At 55.7% G+C, this 16,290-nt stretch carries 17 protein-coding genes; 12 read left to right on the top strand and 5 right to left on the bottom strand.

From position 1 onward, the window contains the following. Window positions 1-28 precede the first annotated feature (28 nt). The 4 genes from CDI07_RS03450 to CDI07_RS03435 are packed head-to-tail and all read left to right on the top strand — an operon-like array spanning window position 29 to window position 2,005. Entirely contained in the window at window positions 29-604 is a 576-nt protein-coding gene (locus CDI07_RS03450; protein ID WP_088180273.1) for an endonuclease V, read from the top strand. Then, entirely contained in the window at window positions 601-1,239 is a 639-nt protein-coding gene (locus CDI07_RS03445; protein ID WP_088180272.1) for a DUF120 domain-containing protein, read from the top strand. The genes CDI07_RS03450 and CDI07_RS03445 overlap by 4 nt, the downstream gene beginning before the upstream one ends. Then, the gene (locus tag CDI07_RS03440) at window positions 1,236-1,754 is read left to right on the top strand and encodes a hypothetical protein (protein WP_088180271.1); all 519 of its coding nucleotides are present in this window, start codon (window positions 1,236-1,238) and stop codon (window positions 1,752-1,754) included. Before CDI07_RS03445 ends, CDI07_RS03440 begins: the two co-directional genes overlap by 4 nt. A 41-nt stretch (window positions 1,755-1,795) precedes the next feature. Next, window positions 1,796-2,005, top strand: a complete 210-nt coding sequence (locus CDI07_RS03435) for a PRC-barrel domain-containing protein (protein WP_088180270.1) — start codon at window positions 1,796-1,798, stop codon at window positions 2,003-2,005. Here the strand turns inward: CDI07_RS03435 and CDI07_RS03430 are convergent, their stop codons facing one another. Then, complete coding sequence (locus CDI07_RS03430; protein ID WP_088180269.1) at window positions 2,006-3,469, bottom strand: DHH family phosphoesterase; 1,464 nt, start codon at window positions 3,467-3,469, stop codon at window positions 2,006-2,008. A 114-nt stretch (window positions 3,470-3,583) separates the two neighbouring features. On the opposite strand from CDI07_RS03430, the gene CDI07_RS03425 reads away from it, so the two are divergent. Next, window positions 3,584-5,332: a hypothetical protein gene (locus tag CDI07_RS03425; protein ID WP_088180268.1), complete on the top strand. Its 1,749-nt coding sequence runs from the start codon at window positions 3,584-3,586 to the stop codon at window positions 5,330-5,332. Between the two features lie 105 nt (window positions 5,333-5,437). Here CDI07_RS03425 and CDI07_RS03420 read toward each other — a convergent pair whose 3' ends face one another. Then, window positions 5,438-6,187, bottom strand: a complete 750-nt coding sequence (locus tag CDI07_RS03420) for a hypothetical protein (protein ID WP_145954971.1) — start codon at window positions 6,185-6,187, stop codon at window positions 5,438-5,440. Window positions 6,188-6,320: 133 nt separating this feature from the next. Here CDI07_RS03420 and CDI07_RS03415 point away from each other — a divergent pair, with 133 nt between their 5' ends. The 7 genes from CDI07_RS03415 to CDI07_RS10160 all read left to right on the top strand — a co-directional run bounded on the left by CDI07_RS03415 (window position 6,321) and on the right by CDI07_RS10160 (window position 13,314). After that, the gene (locus tag CDI07_RS03415) at window positions 6,321-7,115 is read left to right on the top strand and encodes a winged helix-turn-helix domain-containing protein (RefSeq protein ID WP_088180266.1); all 795 of its coding nucleotides are present in this window, start codon (window positions 6,321-6,323) and stop codon (window positions 7,113-7,115) included. Between the two features lie 28 nt (window positions 7,116-7,143). Next, complete coding sequence (locus CDI07_RS03410; protein WP_226996604.1) at window positions 7,144-8,058, top strand: UbiA family prenyltransferase; 915 nt, start codon at window positions 7,144-7,146, stop codon at window positions 8,056-8,058. Window positions 8,059-8,115: 57 nt separating this feature from the next. Continuing rightward, window positions 8,116-8,985: a DMT family transporter gene (locus CDI07_RS03405; protein ID WP_088180264.1), complete on the top strand. Its 870-nt coding sequence runs from the start codon at window positions 8,116-8,118 to the stop codon at window positions 8,983-8,985. Between the two features lie 262 nt (window positions 8,986-9,247). Then, window positions 9,248-9,820 carry a CBS domain-containing protein gene (locus CDI07_RS03400; protein WP_088180263.1) on the top strand — a complete coding sequence of 191 codons (573 nt, stop codon included), beginning with the start codon at window positions 9,248-9,250 and terminating at the stop codon, window positions 9,818-9,820. Between the two features lie 95 nt (window positions 9,821-9,915). After that, window positions 9,916-11,127 (top strand): hypothetical protein, encoded by a 1,212-nt coding sequence (locus CDI07_RS03395; RefSeq protein WP_088180262.1) that lies wholly within the window; start codon window positions 9,916-9,918, stop codon window positions 11,125-11,127. An 89-nt stretch (window positions 11,128-11,216) separates the two neighbouring features. Further along, entirely contained in the window at window positions 11,217-13,082 is a 1,866-nt protein-coding gene (locus CDI07_RS03390) for an ABC transporter substrate-binding protein (protein WP_343232457.1), read from the top strand. A gap of 64 nt (window positions 13,083-13,146) precedes the next feature. Then, window positions 13,147-13,314 (top strand): hypothetical protein, encoded by a 168-nt coding sequence (locus CDI07_RS10160; protein ID WP_168169231.1) that lies wholly within the window; start codon window positions 13,147-13,149, stop codon window positions 13,312-13,314. Here CDI07_RS10160 and CDI07_RS03385 read toward each other — a convergent pair. From CDI07_RS03385 to CDI07_RS03375, 3 genes are read right to left on the bottom strand one after another with little or no spacing between them, the layout of a single operon-like run. Further along, the gene (locus CDI07_RS03385) at window positions 13,308-14,021 is read right to left on the bottom strand and encodes an ABC transporter permease (RefSeq protein ID WP_226996603.1); all 714 of its coding nucleotides are present in this window, start codon (window positions 14,019-14,021) and stop codon (window positions 13,308-13,310) included. The genes CDI07_RS10160 and CDI07_RS03385 overlap by 7 nt on opposite strands. Next, complete coding sequence (locus tag CDI07_RS03380) at window positions 14,018-14,959, bottom strand: ABC transporter ATP-binding protein (protein ID WP_088180260.1); 942 nt, start codon at window positions 14,957-14,959, stop codon at window positions 14,018-14,020. Before CDI07_RS03380 ends, CDI07_RS03385 begins: the two co-directional genes overlap by 4 nt. Then, window positions 14,956-16,101, bottom strand: coding sequence for a PQQ-binding-like beta-propeller repeat protein (locus CDI07_RS03375; RefSeq protein WP_088180259.1), 1,146 nt, complete (start codon window positions 16,099-16,101; stop codon window positions 14,956-14,958). The genes CDI07_RS03380 and CDI07_RS03375 overlap by 4 nt, the downstream gene beginning before the upstream one ends. Between the last annotated feature and the right edge of the window lie 189 nt (window positions 16,102-16,290).

The raw sequence follows: 16,290 nt of genomic DNA, 5'->3' as shown, positions 1-16,290 counted from the left end.
TGGCATAATTACATAATTCGGTGATTATGTGATTAATGAATTCGATGAAAAACTCCGGAAAATCGAGAGGGCCCAGGAAAAGCTGGCATCGAGGGTAGAGGAGAGACCGCTCAGACTGGAGGAGATAAAAACCGTCGCGGCGGTCGATGTCTCTTACAGGGGGGACACCGCCAGGAGTGCCTTCGTTCTCTGTTCTTATCCCGACTGCAAAGTCTTAAGGACGAAGGTCGTTGAGACCGAGGTTCCGTTCCCCTACATACCCACCTTCTTTTTCCTGCGCGAGACCAGGCCCATCCTGCTGGCCCTCAGAGGAGAGGAATTCGACCTCCTCCTGGTGGAGGGGCACGGGAAGGCACATCCCCGGGGATACGGACTGGCCTGCCACATCGGCCTGCTCATCGAAAGGCCCGTGATAGGGGTCGCCAAGAGGCCCCTGAAGGGAGTCGCGGAGAAAGACCTCAGGAAGATGGGAAAAGCTTATGTAAGCGTCGGCCATTTAGTCGACTTAGAATCTGCGGTGAGGCTCATCGAGCCCCTGCTTGAGGGAGGCTATCCAAAGCCGCTCAGGCTCGCCGACAGGCTATCTAAGAGGGGAGGCCTATGAAGAGGATAGAGATGCTCATACTGCTCGCCAGAAGAGGGGCGCTTGGAAAGAAGATAAAGATTACCCTTAGGGAACTCGCCAACGAGCTGGGAATCTCTCCCCAGTCGGTTCTCAGGCTCCTCGAGGAGATGGAGGAAGAGGGGCTCGTGGACAAGGAGGTAGTGGGAAGGAAAACGTATGTGGAGATCAGCCACGAGGGCCTGACCTTCCTTGAGAACCTGTGCGACGCCATTTCGGAGGCCCTCTACAACGGCATAATAATCGGTGAGGTAATCTCGGGAATAGGCGAGGGCGCGTACTACGTCAGGCAATACGCCCACCTGATGAAGGAGTACCTGGGATTCGAACCGTACCCCGGAACGCTCAACATCAGGGTGCTGTTTCCAAAGACCGTGTTCGATGCGTTCTGCGGCGTTAGACCCGTGATCCTTCCGGGTTTCGTGAAGGAGGGAAGAACCTTCGGTGACGTCAAGGCCTACCGCGTTCAAATAGAGGACGTGGAAGGGGCGATAGTAATCCCGTCGAGGACCGTCCATCCCCCCAAGATAGCCGAGATAGTTGCCCCGGTCTGCCTGAGGGAAGCCCTCGGGCTGAGGGACGGAGACAGGATAACCGTGAGGGTCGTGAAAGGATGAACTGGAAGTCGGTCCTCACCTGGGCGGGGGTTGGCTCCTTCGCTGGATTTGCAATAGCTGTTGCCATGTACTCCCCCAGAGGAAACGAAAACTTCGTGTACCTGATATACGCGGGCATGCTTCTCGGCGCCCTCCTCGGGGTGAGATACCCCATCGAGAGCAGGGCGTCGGCGTACGCTTTCCCGCTGGGCTTCGCCGCCACGTCACTCCTCGCGGGTCTATGGATGGTAAAACCGGTGGCGTCCAACGACATCTACGCGTTCCTCGCCATCGTGATGGCGGCCATGATACTCGTGGGAGCCAGCGGGTTCTTCGACATGTTTCTCGTGCCCCTGACCTACTTCGGCGGCTTTGCCGTCGCCATGCTAACCTTCAAGGGTTATCAGCCCCTTCAGGGGACGGAGGGGGCCGTCGTCGGCCTGTTCACGGTAGGGGTCATGGGGGCAATACTCGCGTTCTTCGCGGTCCTCGGAAGGTGGGCCTTCACCGCGGCCAGAAACATTCCCAGGAGGTAACGTTTAAATACGTTCACCGATAACCTAATTCGGTGATTAAAATGGTGATGCGCCTCTCAAGGCTCTACGGGAAGCAGATATACAACACCAAGGGCTACTACATCGGCTACGTTGACGAGATACTGATCGAGATCGACAGGGGGCAGGCCAGGATACTCGCCCTGGGCCTTCCTGGGGAGAAGGTGGGCGTGCCCTACGACAGGGTCACCGCGATTGGGGATATAATACTGGTAAAGGCAAGGGAAGAATGATCAACCCTCTTTAACTTTTAGCGCGTCCAGGAACTTTTCGGTTATGGCCTCTTCTGCCAGTCTCAGCAACGAGCTCTTGTCCTTCGCGAGCTTGAATATTCCAAGCGGAATTCTGGCACCGCCGGACTGCGTGTGTCCTCCGCCGCTACCTATGTCGCCGAAAGCCTCCCTGAGAACGGTCCCGATGTTGACCCTAACATCGCGGGTTCTTGCGGATATCTCTATCCTGTCGTCAACGATTCCAAACACCAGAACCGTCGTTATGCCCTCCAGCCGGAGGAGGAAGTCGGCCGACTCGGCTATGGCGTCGCGATTGGTGATGAAGCCAACGTTGCTGACGACGACGTTCTTGTATATGCGGCGGTTCATTATGGCCTTGGCCAGTATCTCGGCAGTCTCGGTGCTTATGTCGGGGTGCTCTATCTTATCGAGGAGCTCGTAATCAACCTTGCCCGCCAGGAACTCGATGGCCTTGAGGTCAACGTGGCTCAGCTTGGAGAACTTCTTGGTGTCTATGTAGATGCCGTAGAAGAGGGCCGTCCCGAGAGTCGGTGTGACCGATATGTTGAGGGTACGGAGGTATTCGGCCAGTATGGCGGACGATGAGTTCACCTCGGGCCTTATGTCGAGGAAGGCATCGTCGGGGAGGAGTTCCTGAAGGTGCTGGAGTATCTGGTGGTGGTCTATGAGTATCTTTATCTTTTCGTAGTCGTTGCCCTCCAGTATCGTTAGGTTCCCGTTGGGCTGGCAGTCCACGAGGGCTATCACGGGGTAGCGCTTGAGCTCGTAGGAACCGCGGGAAATCTTCCTTATGTCAACGCCGAGGAGGTTGACGAAGGCCCTGTTCTCGTGGTGCGTTATCTCGCCCCCGTAAACTATCTGGGTCTTGAAGCCGAGCGTCTGGGCTATGACGCTGAGCGCGGTCGCGCTGGCTATGGCATCCGGGTCCGGATTGTCGTGCATGACTATAAGAAGGGAGTCGTTCTTGGACTTGAGCTCCTTGAGCTTCCTCACGAGAAGGTTGGCATTCTTCCTCTCGCCCAGCATCATTACGGTCTTTACCATGGCGTCCTTGAGGGCGCTCCTCGGGGAAATCGCGTAGTCAACCTTGACCTCGGCCTCAAACTCCTCGTTTATCTGCGAGACGAGTTCGTCGAGGCTCACCTCGTCGGGGAGAACCGTTAGAATGGGAACCTCCTTGTTGTTGGTTCTTATGACGTAAACCGTCTTCTTTATTGTGTCAACGTCCATCGTGGCGATTATAACGAGTTCTGCCTTGTCTATACCTGCCTTCAGCAGTGTCGCGGTGTATGAGAAATCACCCTGAACAACCTGAAAACCGCTCTCCTCAAGGGCCTTTGCGCGAAGTTGATCCTTCTCGATGATTATAACCTCAAACTCCCCTTTGAGGGAGTCTGCTATCGAGCGGCCGATTGCGCCACCTCCGAGTATCAGCACCCGCATGTTTCTCACCTTTTTGCACAATAATGTTTAAATACAAGCGCCGATATACTAAGACGGTGAACTCCTTTCGGGATTTCTTTGATGGAAGGATATATATAGCTAATGGTGATGAGGATGCAGCTGCCAGACAAGCAACCGCTCATTGAGAACGTGGTAGTGACTTCGGCGGGGGAGCTGAAGGGCCTCATTGAAGAGGGCCTCTCGAAGGGCAACGGAGCGTTTCTAAAGATATTCGCCAAGGATTCAAGCGGTAAGTACTACCTGACCATACTCCTCGACAGGTCCAAGATTCTAGCCGCGGAGTGCCTCCTCGTGGACAAGAAGCAGGACCTCAGCGGGGAAGAGGCAATCAGCGTGTTGAAGTCACTCATTGGTAAACCCATGGTCGTTGACGTTTATGACCTTGATGAGCTGGAGATCAAGCTTTCAATAGCGGATAACGTTGATGTTTACGTCCAGACCCCAAAGATACCACTAAAAGAACTCCTCGGAGAGGCGGAGGAAGGGCCGCCGGCCAGGGAGGAGATGAAGGCAACGGCAACCGCAGCAGTGGCCAAGAGTGAGGTTCCAGCGACGCTCCCGGTGGTCGAGAAGGTAAAGGCGGAAGCGAAGGTCGAAGAGACCGCTGAGGAGAAACCCGAGGCAGTGCCGGAACCAAAACCCGCTCCGGCGCCCGTGGAGGAGAAGCCAGCCCCCGCCGGAAAGCCCGAGGTTGTTGTCAACCTGAGTGGGGGAAGCGTTCCCGAGAAGGCCTTCCAGGTCTACGCCGAAGACCTGCTCAAGGAGGCCAAGAGGATCAAGGGACTTAGGATCAACAAGATTGAGTTCGATGCAAACGTCGGTGAGGGAGTGGTCTACCTCAACGTTCACATCTACGGAAACTCCGATGGCAGCGCCAGGGACATAGAGATAGCGGAGAAGAGAATGCTCCACGCGGTCAGCAAGTACGCGCCGGTTCTCCTGAGGGAGGCAGAGATTAAACCGATAGTCAAGGACGTCAGCATCGTCATAGACGGCCAGGAAGTGAAGCCCCAGGAGATAGTGGACAGGGACAAAAAGAAGACGGGCAACGTGACGAAGGACGGCAGGATAAGCCTCGCGGTTCTGGAGGATGTATGGCCCTACTTTAGCGCGTACGCCAGAACAGTCGTCACGGAGATAGAGAGCGCGGGAATTCGGGTCAAGAAGGCCTACTTCGACGTGAAGGGAAGGAGGGAGTTCGAGATAAACCTCTCGATGGTCGCGGAGGCCGGGATGACCAAGGAGGCCGTCGAGAGAATAGCCCGGGACGTCCTTACTAGGCATGCCAGGGAGCTCGGAAGGTCCCTCAAGCGCTACATAACCGTGCACAACATCGACGTTGAGATCCTCGCGCCTGCGGTCACCTCCAAGACCACCAAGGAGACGGTGGTGACGTCGAGCAAAGCCGCCGAGGTTCTGGCAAAGAAGGAACTCCTCGAGAAGGAGGTCGAGCAGCTCCTGAAGCAGGCGGGAATAGATGAACTCGCTCCGTTCACTGAGGAAAAGAAGAAGGAAGCCGAGGAAGCCATGCTGAAGGGGCGCATCGAGCCGGCCATCGAGACGCTGAAGACCAGGATACACGCCGAGATGAAGATGATTCCAAGGGTCACGTTCAAGTGGCTCAAGCTGAACCACGAGATCAAGGATTCGACGATTCAGCTCGATATAGAGGCCAGCTTCCTGAGGGAGGAAACGGGGGGACTCTTCGGCTCGTTCTCGGGAGTCTCGGACAGCAAGATCAAGAAGGACATCGAGGACGCCATAAGGCGCATCCTGAAGGAAGTTTCAAAGGAGTACAGCATAAGGATAGAGCTGAGGAGGCTCAACATTATCATCCGCTGATTTCTTTTTATCAATCAGCACTCAAGATCGTCATCATCCTGACGTCAGTTCTGCCGAGGTCATCACATATTTGGTTCGTGTCCGAGGATTTATAATCCTGCCCCCTCAGCCCCGTGGAGCAGCGAGCGGCATGATGTTCTGGTGTTTGGTATCGTACCTGTAAGCCTTGGGCTCGAACTTAGCCAGAGGAGACTTGAGGACGTACATCTGCTCGGAGATTCCATAGTCACCTTTCTTGCTCGAGAATTCAAGCACGTAATCGTTGAACTCGATGTTCCAGGAGAGGAATCCCTTGGAAACCCTATCGGCTCCGAGGAGGTACAGCGAAAAGAGGTGCCTACCGTTTATGATGCGGTTGGAGAGGAGACGCTTGATGAGCTTTATGCTTCTGTCCTCACCGATTTCGAAGGCCATTCCATCGAGCGAGAACACGAAATCAACGACCTCTGTCTTGTCTGTTTTTCTGAATATCTCCCGATATATCTGCTCAAGCTTTGGGATGTAGGTCTCGGGGTTGAAACCCTCTATCCTGTAAACGTACTCCTCTGGGTGATGGAATCCGTATCTCGAGCCGAAAACGTCAATTATGACGAGGTTTCCCTTCTCACCTTCCTCCTCTATGTCAAGGCCCGCGGAGTTGGCGCGCAGGATCAGCCTCGGAAGGGGAAGGTTGTAGTTTATGATGATTCCCAGGGCTCCGTTGGATATCTGGTGCTTCAGTATCTCAAAGGGCAACGCCCAGCCTAGAGAGAAAGAGTCATAAATGACCAGTAAGCTGGAATTCTTCACGATTCCACCGCCAACGGCGGTATCTATGTAGTCTATTCCAGACGTTACCACCTTCATGTGTTTCACGCTACCTCATTTGTACGTTTGGGTATATAACGTTTTTGCTCTCCAACAACAAAATTGTTCTAGTTGAACAAAAATTCCGGGTTCGAGAAAAGTTTATTAGGAGGATAACCAAAAAAGAACGGGAGGAGAAGCCATGAATCCTGAAAACGTGCTCAAAATGGTTATAACCTCCAGCGTGCGCCATAAAGTGTTGCTCGCTCTCTCGGAGGCGCCAAAAACTCTCGGTGAGATTCACGGCCAGGTGGGCTCGACCAAATCCACCATCTCACACGCACTCAGCGACCTTATGGATGAGATGCTCATAATTCAAGACCCCGAGACCAAGCAGTACCAGCTCACCAACCTAGGCTACCTCGTGTCCCTTCAGGTGAAAAACATAATGGGGGCGCTGGAGAGCATCAGGAAGTTTGAGGAGTTCTGGCTCTCCCACGATTTGAGCGGCATCCCCGAGGAGCTTCTACTGAGGATAGGTGACCTAAGGGATTCGGAGCTCCATACCACGACGCCGGAGTACCTGAAGCTGCCCCACGAAATCTACATGGAGCTTATAAGGACGTCCAAATGGATTAAGGGGGTCTCCCCGATACTGTTCGCCGATTATCCCGAGGAGTTTCTGGAGCTGGCGTTTGGAGAGGACGTGGACATCGAGATAATAACGACCAGAACGGTGTACGAGAAGCTGGTTGAGCTATCGGCCCCAGAGGCCGTTGAGAAGGTCCGAAACCTTCCGAACGTCAGGCTGTACGTTATAGACGAGAATCCGAAGGTCGCTTTCACGGTGACCAACAACTTCCTGTCCCTGGGCCTGTTCCTTCCCAACGGAACCTACGACATGATGAACGACCTGATCAGCACCAGCGAGCGGGCCAAGAAGTGGGGGATAGAACTCTTCGAGCACTACAAGAGGAGGGCCGAGAGGGTTATCTGACTGGTTTAATCACGGATTAATGAAGGGTATGAGACTGTCATTTGATTACACTAGGTATTCGCAGGGGGGCGGCGTTGGGAACGCCGTCGGCTCAGGCTTTGGGTTAGTTTTGAGTCTGTTCAATTTCCTCATCTCCACGTCGGTGTTTCTGGCCGCAAGCGGCGTGTTTAAACTGTGTCTCTCCTTTCTGCTCTACGGTGTGGCCCCCCGATGGAACCTTCTAGCGGCCACGTTCCTCCTCGTCTTCAGCGTCTACGGCATCAACAAGCTGACCGACATCAAGGAGGACGAGGTCAACAACCCTGAGAGGGTCGGCTACGTGAAGAGGGTTGCCAAAGCTCTCAAGTACGCGGTGGTGCTGTCCCTCGTTCTGGCCGTTTTATTGAGCGCCCTCACGAGCCCGCTGGCTGTTCTGGTCGTGCTGTTTCCCATAGTTGCGGGCGCCCTCTACAGCATCAGGCTGCTCCCAGGTTATCCGAGGCTCAAGGACATCACGGGGGTCAAGAACCTAATAATAGCCGTCACCTGGGCGAACGGAACGGCGTTCCTCCCGTACCTAGTTGCCGGCGGGGTTGCACTCCAAAAGGTCGCCCTCATCTACTACTTCTTCTTCATGAAGAGCATGATAAACACTATACTCTTCGACGTCAGGGACATCGAGGGGGACAGGATAAACGGCATACAGACGATCCCCGTGAAGCTGGGGCTGGAAAAGAGCAGGGCGCTGCTGCTACTGCTGAACTCGACGTTCATACCCTGGATCGTAGCGGCCCACAGCCTTGGATACTTTGGAAAGTACATGCCTGTGCTGGCCTTCGCGATTCTGAACGGCTACGCCTACATCCTGTATTTCGCCCGGAGGAACTACAGGCCTGGAAAGGTTCTCGACGTCTGGGTTGACGGGGAGTGGTTCTACACCCTACCCCTGGCAATGGTCATATGAATTCTTCGTTCTCCATCGAAACGCTAAGTTTTTAAGCTAAACGTCACCGGTTCTCACATGGACGGCGTAATCCTCGGTGTTCTGGCGGCACTGGCTTCGGCCGTTTCATGGGCGGCCTCCACCATACTGATAAAAGTTGGCATGCGGGACAAGAGCCCGGTTGCCGTCAATATATTCCGGCTCTATGCCGTCGCGGTGATGTTCGCCGTTGTGTTCTGGATAAACGGCACTTTCTCCCAGATAACCCATCTCACCCCGACCCTCCTGGCGGTCGCCTTCGTTTCGGGTCTCTTCGGCTTCGTTATTGGCGATTACTTCTACCTGAACGCCCTGAAGATGATGGGCGTTTCCAGAACGGTTCCGATAACCTCCACGTACCCCCTCTGGGCGATACTGTGGGCGTTCCTTTTTCTAGGCAGGAGGATAAGCCCCCAGGTGATAATCGGGGCCGTTCTCGTCGTCACGGCCATAGTAGTTGTCCGGCGGGCGGAGGAGGAAGAGAGGATTGACCCCAAGGGTTTCGTATTCGCACTCCTCGCCCCCCTCTCATGGAGCTTTGCAATCCTGACGATGGACTGGCTGACTACCAGCATAGACGTTCTCCCGCTGGCAGGGATAAGGATGATGTTCGCGGCGGTTGGAGTCTCCCTCTTCCTGCCCAAATACGGGGCGGAGGTGAGGAGGATAACCCTGAGGGAGGCCCTGCTCCTCATCGGCGCGGCAGTTACGGGTCTAATGCTCGGCCAGTACCTCTTCGTCTACTCGATAAACCAGGTGGGCTCCCAGATAGCCGCCCCGGTATCTGCGGTGAACCCGATAATAGCCTCCGCCCTCGCTATAGTCCTCCTGAAGGAGCCGCCGAACAAGAAGATACTCGAGGGCCTTATCCTCGCGGTTCTCGGAGTGATACTCATCTCGACGGCATGAGGCGCAGGTTTTTAAGTTCTCACTCATATATTTAATCGCCGACAGTGAGGGGACAATGCGTCTCCTCATGGGCTCGGTTTACCCGCCTCCGCGAGGTATCGGGTTCCGTGAGCGGAGTGTGCTCACGCCGAGCCCACAGGGCCGGGAGCATCCACCCGCGCGAGCGAATGAACGCGGGCCTCTGTACCCGGCCCACACTTCGACGCCCTTCTGAGGAAGACTTATAACTTCCGGGACTGAAGTAAATAACTGGTGGTTATGTATGGTGATAATCCCCCGCCCGATAGACCCGAGGGAGATAAGGCGAATCAGGAAGGAACTCGATATAACCCAGGAGGAGCTCGCGGAAAAGGCGGGCGTGACCCAGGCTTACATCGCCAAACTTGAGGCGGGGAAGGTTGACCCCAGGCTCTCGACCTTCAATCGGATTCTCCAGGCTCTGTTAGAATGCAAGAAGGCCCAGCTCAAGGCGAAGGACGTCATGTCCTCCCCGGTCATCTCGGTCAAGCCCTACGAACTCGTCGAAAACGTCATTAAGATAATGAACGAGCACAACATCTCCCAGATTCCAGTCATAGCGGGCAACAAAGTCGTCGGCTCGGTCACGGAGCGAACGCTGGTCAGGCAGAGTCTCGAGTACGAGGACATCTACGACCGAAAGGTCATGGAGGTAATGGAGGAGCCCTTCCCCATAGTCAACGAGGACGAAGACCTCGAGGTCGTCAAGTATCTGCTGGAGGAACACCCGGCCGTTCTCGTTCAGAACAGGGAGGGGAAAGTTGAAGGCATCATAACCCGAGTGGACATATTCAGAATTGGAAAGGGGAAGGAGTAATATTCTTCCCACGGTCTTATCCAATTTTGGAAACGTTTTTATCGTTTACCACTCCAGTATTTTTAAAGGACGAATAAGACGCGGGGGAATGGCCGATGAGGAAGCTGCCAATCACGTTGATTCTTTTCGTCGTTCTCTTGTCCCAGTACGTCAGTGCCACAAGCATAGCGGTTGACGTTTCACATGATGAGGGAACGGTCGCGCTCGTCTCACCAATAGTCGACCCAACAACCGGGCGAATCGTTGCGGAGGGCATCATACCAACCCTATCGTGGTACGATTGGGGCTACATAGGATACAGCCCGGAGCTGAGGAAGGCAAAGGTCGTCCATCTGGGGAGCACCATAACCTACGACGCTCTGAAAAACGTGGACGTCCTGGTGATCGGACAGCTGTGGGAGGGTCTCTCACAGGATGAGATAGCCGCCATCGTGAGATGGTTCTCCGAGGGAGGAAAGGTCCTGTGGGTCTCCGGAGACTGCGACAGGAAGGAGAGCGCCTACGTACAGCGCAACGCCAACGAACTCCTCTCCGCTATACCGGGGGTAAAACTCAGAATAGACTACGCCACTGCAAAGGATACGTTCAGCAACGCTGGAAAGAGCGCCTACGTTTCCGGCTTCGTGAGGGTTGACCTCGAAACCCCCGACGCGAACGTTCTCAACAAGGGATACCAGGGGGAGATTGGCAAGGTCCTCTTCCACGAACCCGGCGTCCTGGCGTGGGTGGACGGCGATGGCAAATGGCACCCCCTAGTGGCAGGGGAGATCCCGGATGGCGTCTATAGAATAGTCACGACCAGCGGCAACGGAGTGATAGAGGACGACTATCCCCCAGAGGCAAGGGCGTACAAGGCATGGGAGCAGGGACTGTTCACGCTCCTAGCGGCGGAGTTCGTAAAGCTTCCCAACGGGGCGGAAAGCATTCTCATAGTCAGCGCTGAAAGCCCCTACGGCAGCCCGGTGCCGATATGGGTCAACAGGTACGGCAGCTACCTCTTTGACGGCCAGCAGTTCGTTACAAACCTTCTCCAGTGGGCGACCCTTGAGGCCTCCAAGATGAAGCCCGCGGTGGAGACAACGACGACAACCACCGCTCCAAAAACGACAACGACAACCACTACAACCCCCAGCACGTCCAGCGTCACAACCACCACAACGACCACCACGCAGGAGAGCGCTACTGCGGACGTCACCACCACGACAACGTCGAGCTCCGGGGAAACGCCCCTTTGGATCATAGGGGTCATCATTGCCCTGCTCATAGGAACCGCGGCCCTGGTGTTCCTGCTCATCAAGAGGCCGTGAGGCCGTCTCTTCTTTTTCCTTGATGGCAAAAATATCCAACAACTTTATATACCCTCGGCCAAATCAGTGATGGACAAATAATCCAGGTGATGCAGATGAAGAAGACCGCCGTCTTGCTCATGATCCTCATGCTGGGTGCAGTTATGGCCGCGGGCTGTATCGGCGGAAATGCCACCACAACCACGAGCAGTGGAAGCCCCAACGAGAGCCCCTCACCGTTGACCACAACGACGTCCAGCGCCTCTGAATTCGAAACAACTGCATCCTCCGTGGAGAGCCACTACCCCATCACCGTCACAGATTTTGCGAACAGAACAGTCACGATAGAATCCGAGCCCAAACGCGTCGTCACCATCGCCCCGAGCATAACTGAGGACCTCTACTACCTCGGTCTCTTCGACAGAGTTGTCGGGGTCACCGACTTTGACGACTTCCCTCCGGAGGTTGCGAACGTTACGAGGATAGGCGGCTACGGGAAGTACGCGAACCTTGAGGTCATAGCGTCGCTTAACCCCGACCTGATACTCGTTGACAGCTTTTCGACGGCTATCCTCGGCGACCTTGAAAAGATAGCCCCGGTAGTAGTCGTTGACCCCCACAGCATGAACGATATCCCTAAGGCACTTGAGCTCCTTGGGGAAGTCTTCAACGCACGGGAGAGTGCCAAGAAGGTCACTGCTGAGTTTCAGGAAGGAATAAAGGCAATAAGCTCGATGGTCGCCGGAGAGCCCAAGGTTGGAGTCTTCTACGTCGTCTGGAGCAACCCGCTCATGACCGCCGGCGGCGGAACCTTCATCAGCGATGTCATCAAGCTGGCCGGCGGGGAGAACATCTTCAGCGACACCACGGGCTGGCCGACGGTGAGCCCCGAACAGGTGCTGGAGCGCGACCCGGAGGTAATACTGCTCACCCCACACTGCGGCATGACCGTTCAGGACGTCTACAAAGGGCCACTGGCGAACACGAAGGCCGCCAGGGAGGGCAGGGTCTACGTGATTGAGAACGAGAACGACCTTATACACCCCAGCCCCCGCGTTGTTATGGGACTTGAGGCCGTGGCAAAGCTCCTTCATCCCGACGCCTTCCAGGTGAGTTATCCCATCACCGTCATCGACTTTGCCGGGAGGAAGGTCACCCTCGAGAGCGAGCCCCAGAGGATAGTCTCGCTCGCACCCAGCATAACTGAGAGCCTGTTCTACATAGGCGCGGGAGATAAGGTCGTTGGCGTGACCGACTACGACGACTTCCCGCCGGCGGTGAAGAACATCACCAGGGTCGGCGGCTACGGCAAATACGCCAACCTGGAAACCATAGCATCCCTCCAGCCGGACCTCATAATCGCGGACGGCTTTTCCACGGACATCCTCGACAGCCTGGAGAGGATAGCCCCGGTTATCATAGTCGACCCCAGGAACATCACGGATATTTACAACGCCCTCGAGCTGCTCGGCAGGGTAACCAACCGCGAGGAGGGGGCGAGGTCCGTTGCAGCCGAGATGAAGGCGGAGGTGAGCTACGTCTCCGTGATGGTCGCCGGGAAGCCAAAGGTCAGGACGTTCTTCATCCTCAGCTACTACAACGGCTACTGGACGGCCGGAGCGGGAACCTTCGTCAACGATCTCATAACTCTCGCCGGCGGAGAGAACATCTTCGGCGATGTAAGCGGCTGGGGAGCGGCGAGCGAGGAGCAGATAATCGCAAGAAACCCGGAGGTCATCATAATCTCACCGAACGCAGGGATAAAGCCCGAGGATCTCTGTTCGGGCCCGCTCTCCGAGGTTGATGCGGTCAAGAACGGGCACGTTTACGTCCTCAGCGATGAGAACCTCGTGGTCAGGCCCGGCCCGAGGATAGTCCACGGCCTCGAGGAGATAGCGGAATACCTGCATCCGGACGCCTTCAAATACCAACCCCAGCCGCTCGCGTGCAACGCCACTGCTTCGGCTGGAGGCTGAGCCTTTATTTTCACTTTTCGGGCAACCGTTAAAAAGCCCGTTTCCAACTTTTCTTGGTGGGAACATGGAGCGAAAGACGTTCTACAGAATCCTGCTCGTCATTGTCATCATCCTCACGGTCATCTACACCCTCGGAATAATGGGCCTCATACCCTTCCAATGGAGCTACTACATCACGATATTCATGATAATCCTCTTCTTGGCCCTCAGGATAGAGAAAAGACGTCAGTAGAGGGCCTTTAGCCTCCTCACGGAGAGAGTGATAAAGACCAGACCGATCAGAAGGAGCGCCAGAAGAGCGTAGAGCGGTGCCACGATGTCGTAGTAGTAAAGCATTGAGTACCTGAGCCCCTCAACCGAGTACGTCATGGGCGTTAAGAGACCCACCGCAACGAACCACTTCGGAAAGAGAGTCAGTGAAGCCAACGCCCCGCTGGTGAATATCATCGGAAGTCTGAGCAGGTTGAGCCACGTCATGACGTTTATCGGGTTCTCAACGGCGAGGGATACGTAGACGCCGAAGGAGGAGAAGGCCACGTTGGCCAGGATGAGGAAGAGGGCCGTCAGCGGCCAGTTCCAGACCGGATACACCATGAAGTACCTCACAAGGAGGAGTGTCACGAGGCTAACCATGAGGCCGAAGAGCGAGCCGACGAGAACCTTGGCGATGACTATTTCCCCGTATCTGATGGGGGCCAGAAGAAGGCGCTCGAACGTCTTCAGCCGCCTTTCGAAGATCAGCGACGATGAGACGAAGGACGTGGTCGCGAAGAGGGATGAGATGCTGATCAAGCCGGGGGCGAGATGGTCAACGTCCCCGAAGCGGACGATGAAGGCGAGGGTGAAGACCATGGGAAATATCAGTCCCCAGCTGATTGAACCCGGCTTCAGAAGGTACTCCTTGAGCTCCTTGTTCACTATGACAAGAATCCTTTTCATATCGGGCACCCCCCGCAGGTCGCCGGGCAGATCCGCTCCTCGTTCTCATCCGTGAGCTCGAGAAAGACCTCCTCTATGCTCGGAAGCTCCGTGGAGACGTGCCTCACAACGAGTCCGAACTCGTCCTTGACCTCCCAGAACTCCCCGAGGAATTTATCCGGGTCTTCGACGGTTACCACGATCGAATCCTCGTCAAACGTGGGGTTGTAGGGCTCCAGGAACTTCAAAAGCCTGTTGCTGATGGGCTCTACCTTGAGCCTGACCCTCACCCCAGCCCCCACGAGCTTCCTCAGCTCGTTCCTCTTTCCCAGGGCGACTATTTTTCCCCGGTTGATTATCGCTATCCTGTGTGGGAGAACCTCGGCCTCCGCCATGTTGTGGGTCGTCAGGAATATGGTCTTCCCCATCTTGTTGAGCGCCAGTATCATCTCCCTGACGAGCTTGGCGGACTGAACATCCAGGGCCACGGTTGGTTCGTCCATGAAGAGCACCGGCGGTTCGTGAATGAGCGCCGCCGCGATGGTTGCCCTCCGCCTATAACCGGAGCTGAGCTTTCCGAACTTTCTCTTTGGGGGAAGGTTGAAGTCCTTTATCAGGCGGGAGACGTTTTCCAGCGGGGCGTCGTAGAGCCTCGCCAGGAAGCGGAGGTTCTCCTCAACCGTCAGCTCATCGTACAGGTTGGAAACGTCTGGAACCACGCCGATGCTGCGCTTAACGTCCCGCCGCTGGGTTTTAACGTTGTACCCGTTCACGTAGGCTTCGCCCGCCGTTATGGATGTCAGCGTTGAGAGCATCCTCACGGTGGTCGTTTTTCCCGCCCCGTTGGGGCCCAGGAAGCCAAATATCTCCCCCTTTTTAACATCGAAGCTTATCCCATCGACGGCGGTGAAGTCGCCGTACCTCTTCGTGAGTTCCCTCGCCTCTATAACCCGCCTCACTCTCTCATCTCCCTCCACAGGAGTGCGATTACCAGAAGGATGAGCGCACCCAGTCCAACTGCCACGAGGGGACTTCCGAGTTCTCTCCTGAGCGGCGTTTCAGAGGTTTGGGTGGAGAGACTCTCCCCAAGGCTCATGAAGTCAACGTTTGCCTCGCAGATGTCCTTGCCGTGGAACCTGCGCGAGAGCGCTAGATACCTCGCTCCAGGGGATATCGCGACCTTCTCAACGGTCTCGTTGGGGAAGTAGTCCCAGAGGATCGTCCCGTTCGGGGCCACGAAGATGGCCTCATCGCCGCCGGTGGCGAGGGTATAGCCCTCGGCGGTCGCCACATCGGTGACGAGGAGGTAGAATGGAACCGAATAAACCTGGTTGCCGTCCCTGTCGAGGAGAACGACCTCGTTGAGGTTGCCTCCCAAGGCTATCCCGTTTCCATCGAACTCCATGTCCCTGATGAGACCATCGAACTTCCTCTCCCAGAGCTTCTCTCCCTTCCAGCTGAAGGCGTAAATGGAACTCCATGTTTCGTCCGGGGAAACCACGAGAGCAACGACCATCTCCCCGTCTCCAGCGACTTTCTTCACATCCCCCGGAAGGGTGAGGTTGAAAATGGGCGTTCCGTCATCCCTGAAGGCGACGAACCTCCCCCCATCGCCCCCGGCGAGTATTCTATCCCCCACGAGGTCGACGCTCCAGAGGTATGAGCCTATGTCCCTCTTCCACACCGGCTCCATGTCCCTGAAGAAGTACACGAAGCCATCAACGTTTCCCGCTACCGCAGTTCTCCCGTCCCGAGAGATGTCCACGCTGTAAACGACGTTTTCGGTCTTGTACTCCTTCAAAAGCTTCCCGTGGGGGTCAAAGAACTGGACCCAGTTGCCGTCGGTTCCAACGATGACTGTTCCGTTCTCACTAACCGCGACCGAATAGGCAAAGCCCCTCACCGGGGCCTTGAACTCCCTGCTCCCGTTGGGCTGCAGGAGTATGGCGTCGTAACCAAAGCCGAGGGCGAGGTCGCCTCTATCGTTGAAGGCCATGGAGAACACTATGCATTCGTCATGGTACGTCCAGTCCCAGCTGGGCTGGGCGCTCACGGGCATCAGTGTGATGAGAATCAGGATGAGAGGTAGGGGCCACCTCATTGTTTCACCCCTCAAAAATCGCTCCAGGGTTTTAAATTGTTAGTGGTTCATCGTTCTAACGGCTGAATGGTCTCAGAATGGGGAAAGCTCCCCGGGTGTGAGGGTGCAATTTTTTCCGAAGAACCGCGTGTTAGGCTCAACGAACTCTCCTCAACCTTTGGTTTAGAATTTTCGGGTTTAAAAACGCTT

Origin of the sequence: Thermococcus sp. 5-4 (assembly GCF_002197185.1) — an archaeon.
GTDB lineage: Archaea > Methanobacteriota_B > Thermococci > Thermococcales > Thermococcaceae > Thermococcus > Thermococcus radiotolerans.
The sequence above is the reverse complement of the archived record's forward strand: the minus strand, read 5'-3'. Positions and strand labels throughout refer to the sequence as shown.

Excerpts from the sequence above, each read along its gene's own strand:
- CDI07_RS03390 (WP_343232457.1), top strand. The coding sequence starts at position 11,217 with ATGCAGATGAAGAAGACCGCCGTCTTGCTCATGATCCTCATGCTGGGT.
- CDI07_RS03400 (WP_088180263.1), top strand. The coding sequence starts at position 9,248 with ATGGTGATAATCCCCCGCCCGATAGACCCGAGGGAGATAAGGCGAATC.
- CDI07_RS03395 (WP_088180262.1), top strand. The coding sequence starts at position 9,916 with ATGAGGAAGCTGCCAATCACGTTGATTCTTTTCGTCGTTCTCTTGTCC.
- CDI07_RS03385 (WP_226996603.1), bottom strand. The coding sequence starts at position 14,021 with ATGAAAAGGATTCTTGTCATAGTGAACAAGGAGCTCAAGGAGTACCTT.
- CDI07_RS10160 (WP_168169231.1), top strand. The coding sequence starts at position 13,147 with ATGGAGCGAAAGACGTTCTACAGAATCCTGCTCGTCATTGTCATCATC.
- CDI07_RS03445 (WP_088180272.1), top strand. The coding sequence starts at position 601 with ATGAAGAGGATAGAGATGCTCATACTGCTCGCCAGAAGAGGGGCGCTT.
- CDI07_RS03425 (WP_088180268.1), top strand. The coding sequence starts at position 3,584 with ATGCAGCTGCCAGACAAGCAACCGCTCATTGAGAACGTGGTAGTGACT.
- CDI07_RS03375 (WP_088180259.1), bottom strand. The coding sequence starts at position 16,101 with ATGAGGTGGCCCCTACCTCTCATCCTGATTCTCATCACACTGATGCCC.
- CDI07_RS03430 (WP_088180269.1), bottom strand. The coding sequence starts at position 3,469 with ATGCGGGTGCTGATACTCGGAGGTGGCGCAATCGGCCGCTCGATAGCA.
- CDI07_RS03440 (WP_088180271.1), top strand. The coding sequence starts at position 1,236 with ATGAACTGGAAGTCGGTCCTCACCTGGGCGGGGGTTGGCTCCTTCGCT.
- CDI07_RS03435 (WP_088180270.1), top strand. The coding sequence starts at position 1,796 with ATGGTGATGCGCCTCTCAAGGCTCTACGGGAAGCAGATATACAACACC.
- CDI07_RS03405 (WP_088180264.1), top strand. The coding sequence starts at position 8,116 with ATGGACGGCGTAATCCTCGGTGTTCTGGCGGCACTGGCTTCGGCCGTT.
- CDI07_RS03415 (WP_088180266.1), top strand. The coding sequence starts at position 6,321 with ATGAATCCTGAAAACGTGCTCAAAATGGTTATAACCTCCAGCGTGCGC.
- CDI07_RS03410 (WP_226996604.1), top strand. The coding sequence starts at position 7,144 with ATGAGACTGTCATTTGATTACACTAGGTATTCGCAGGGGGGCGGCGTT.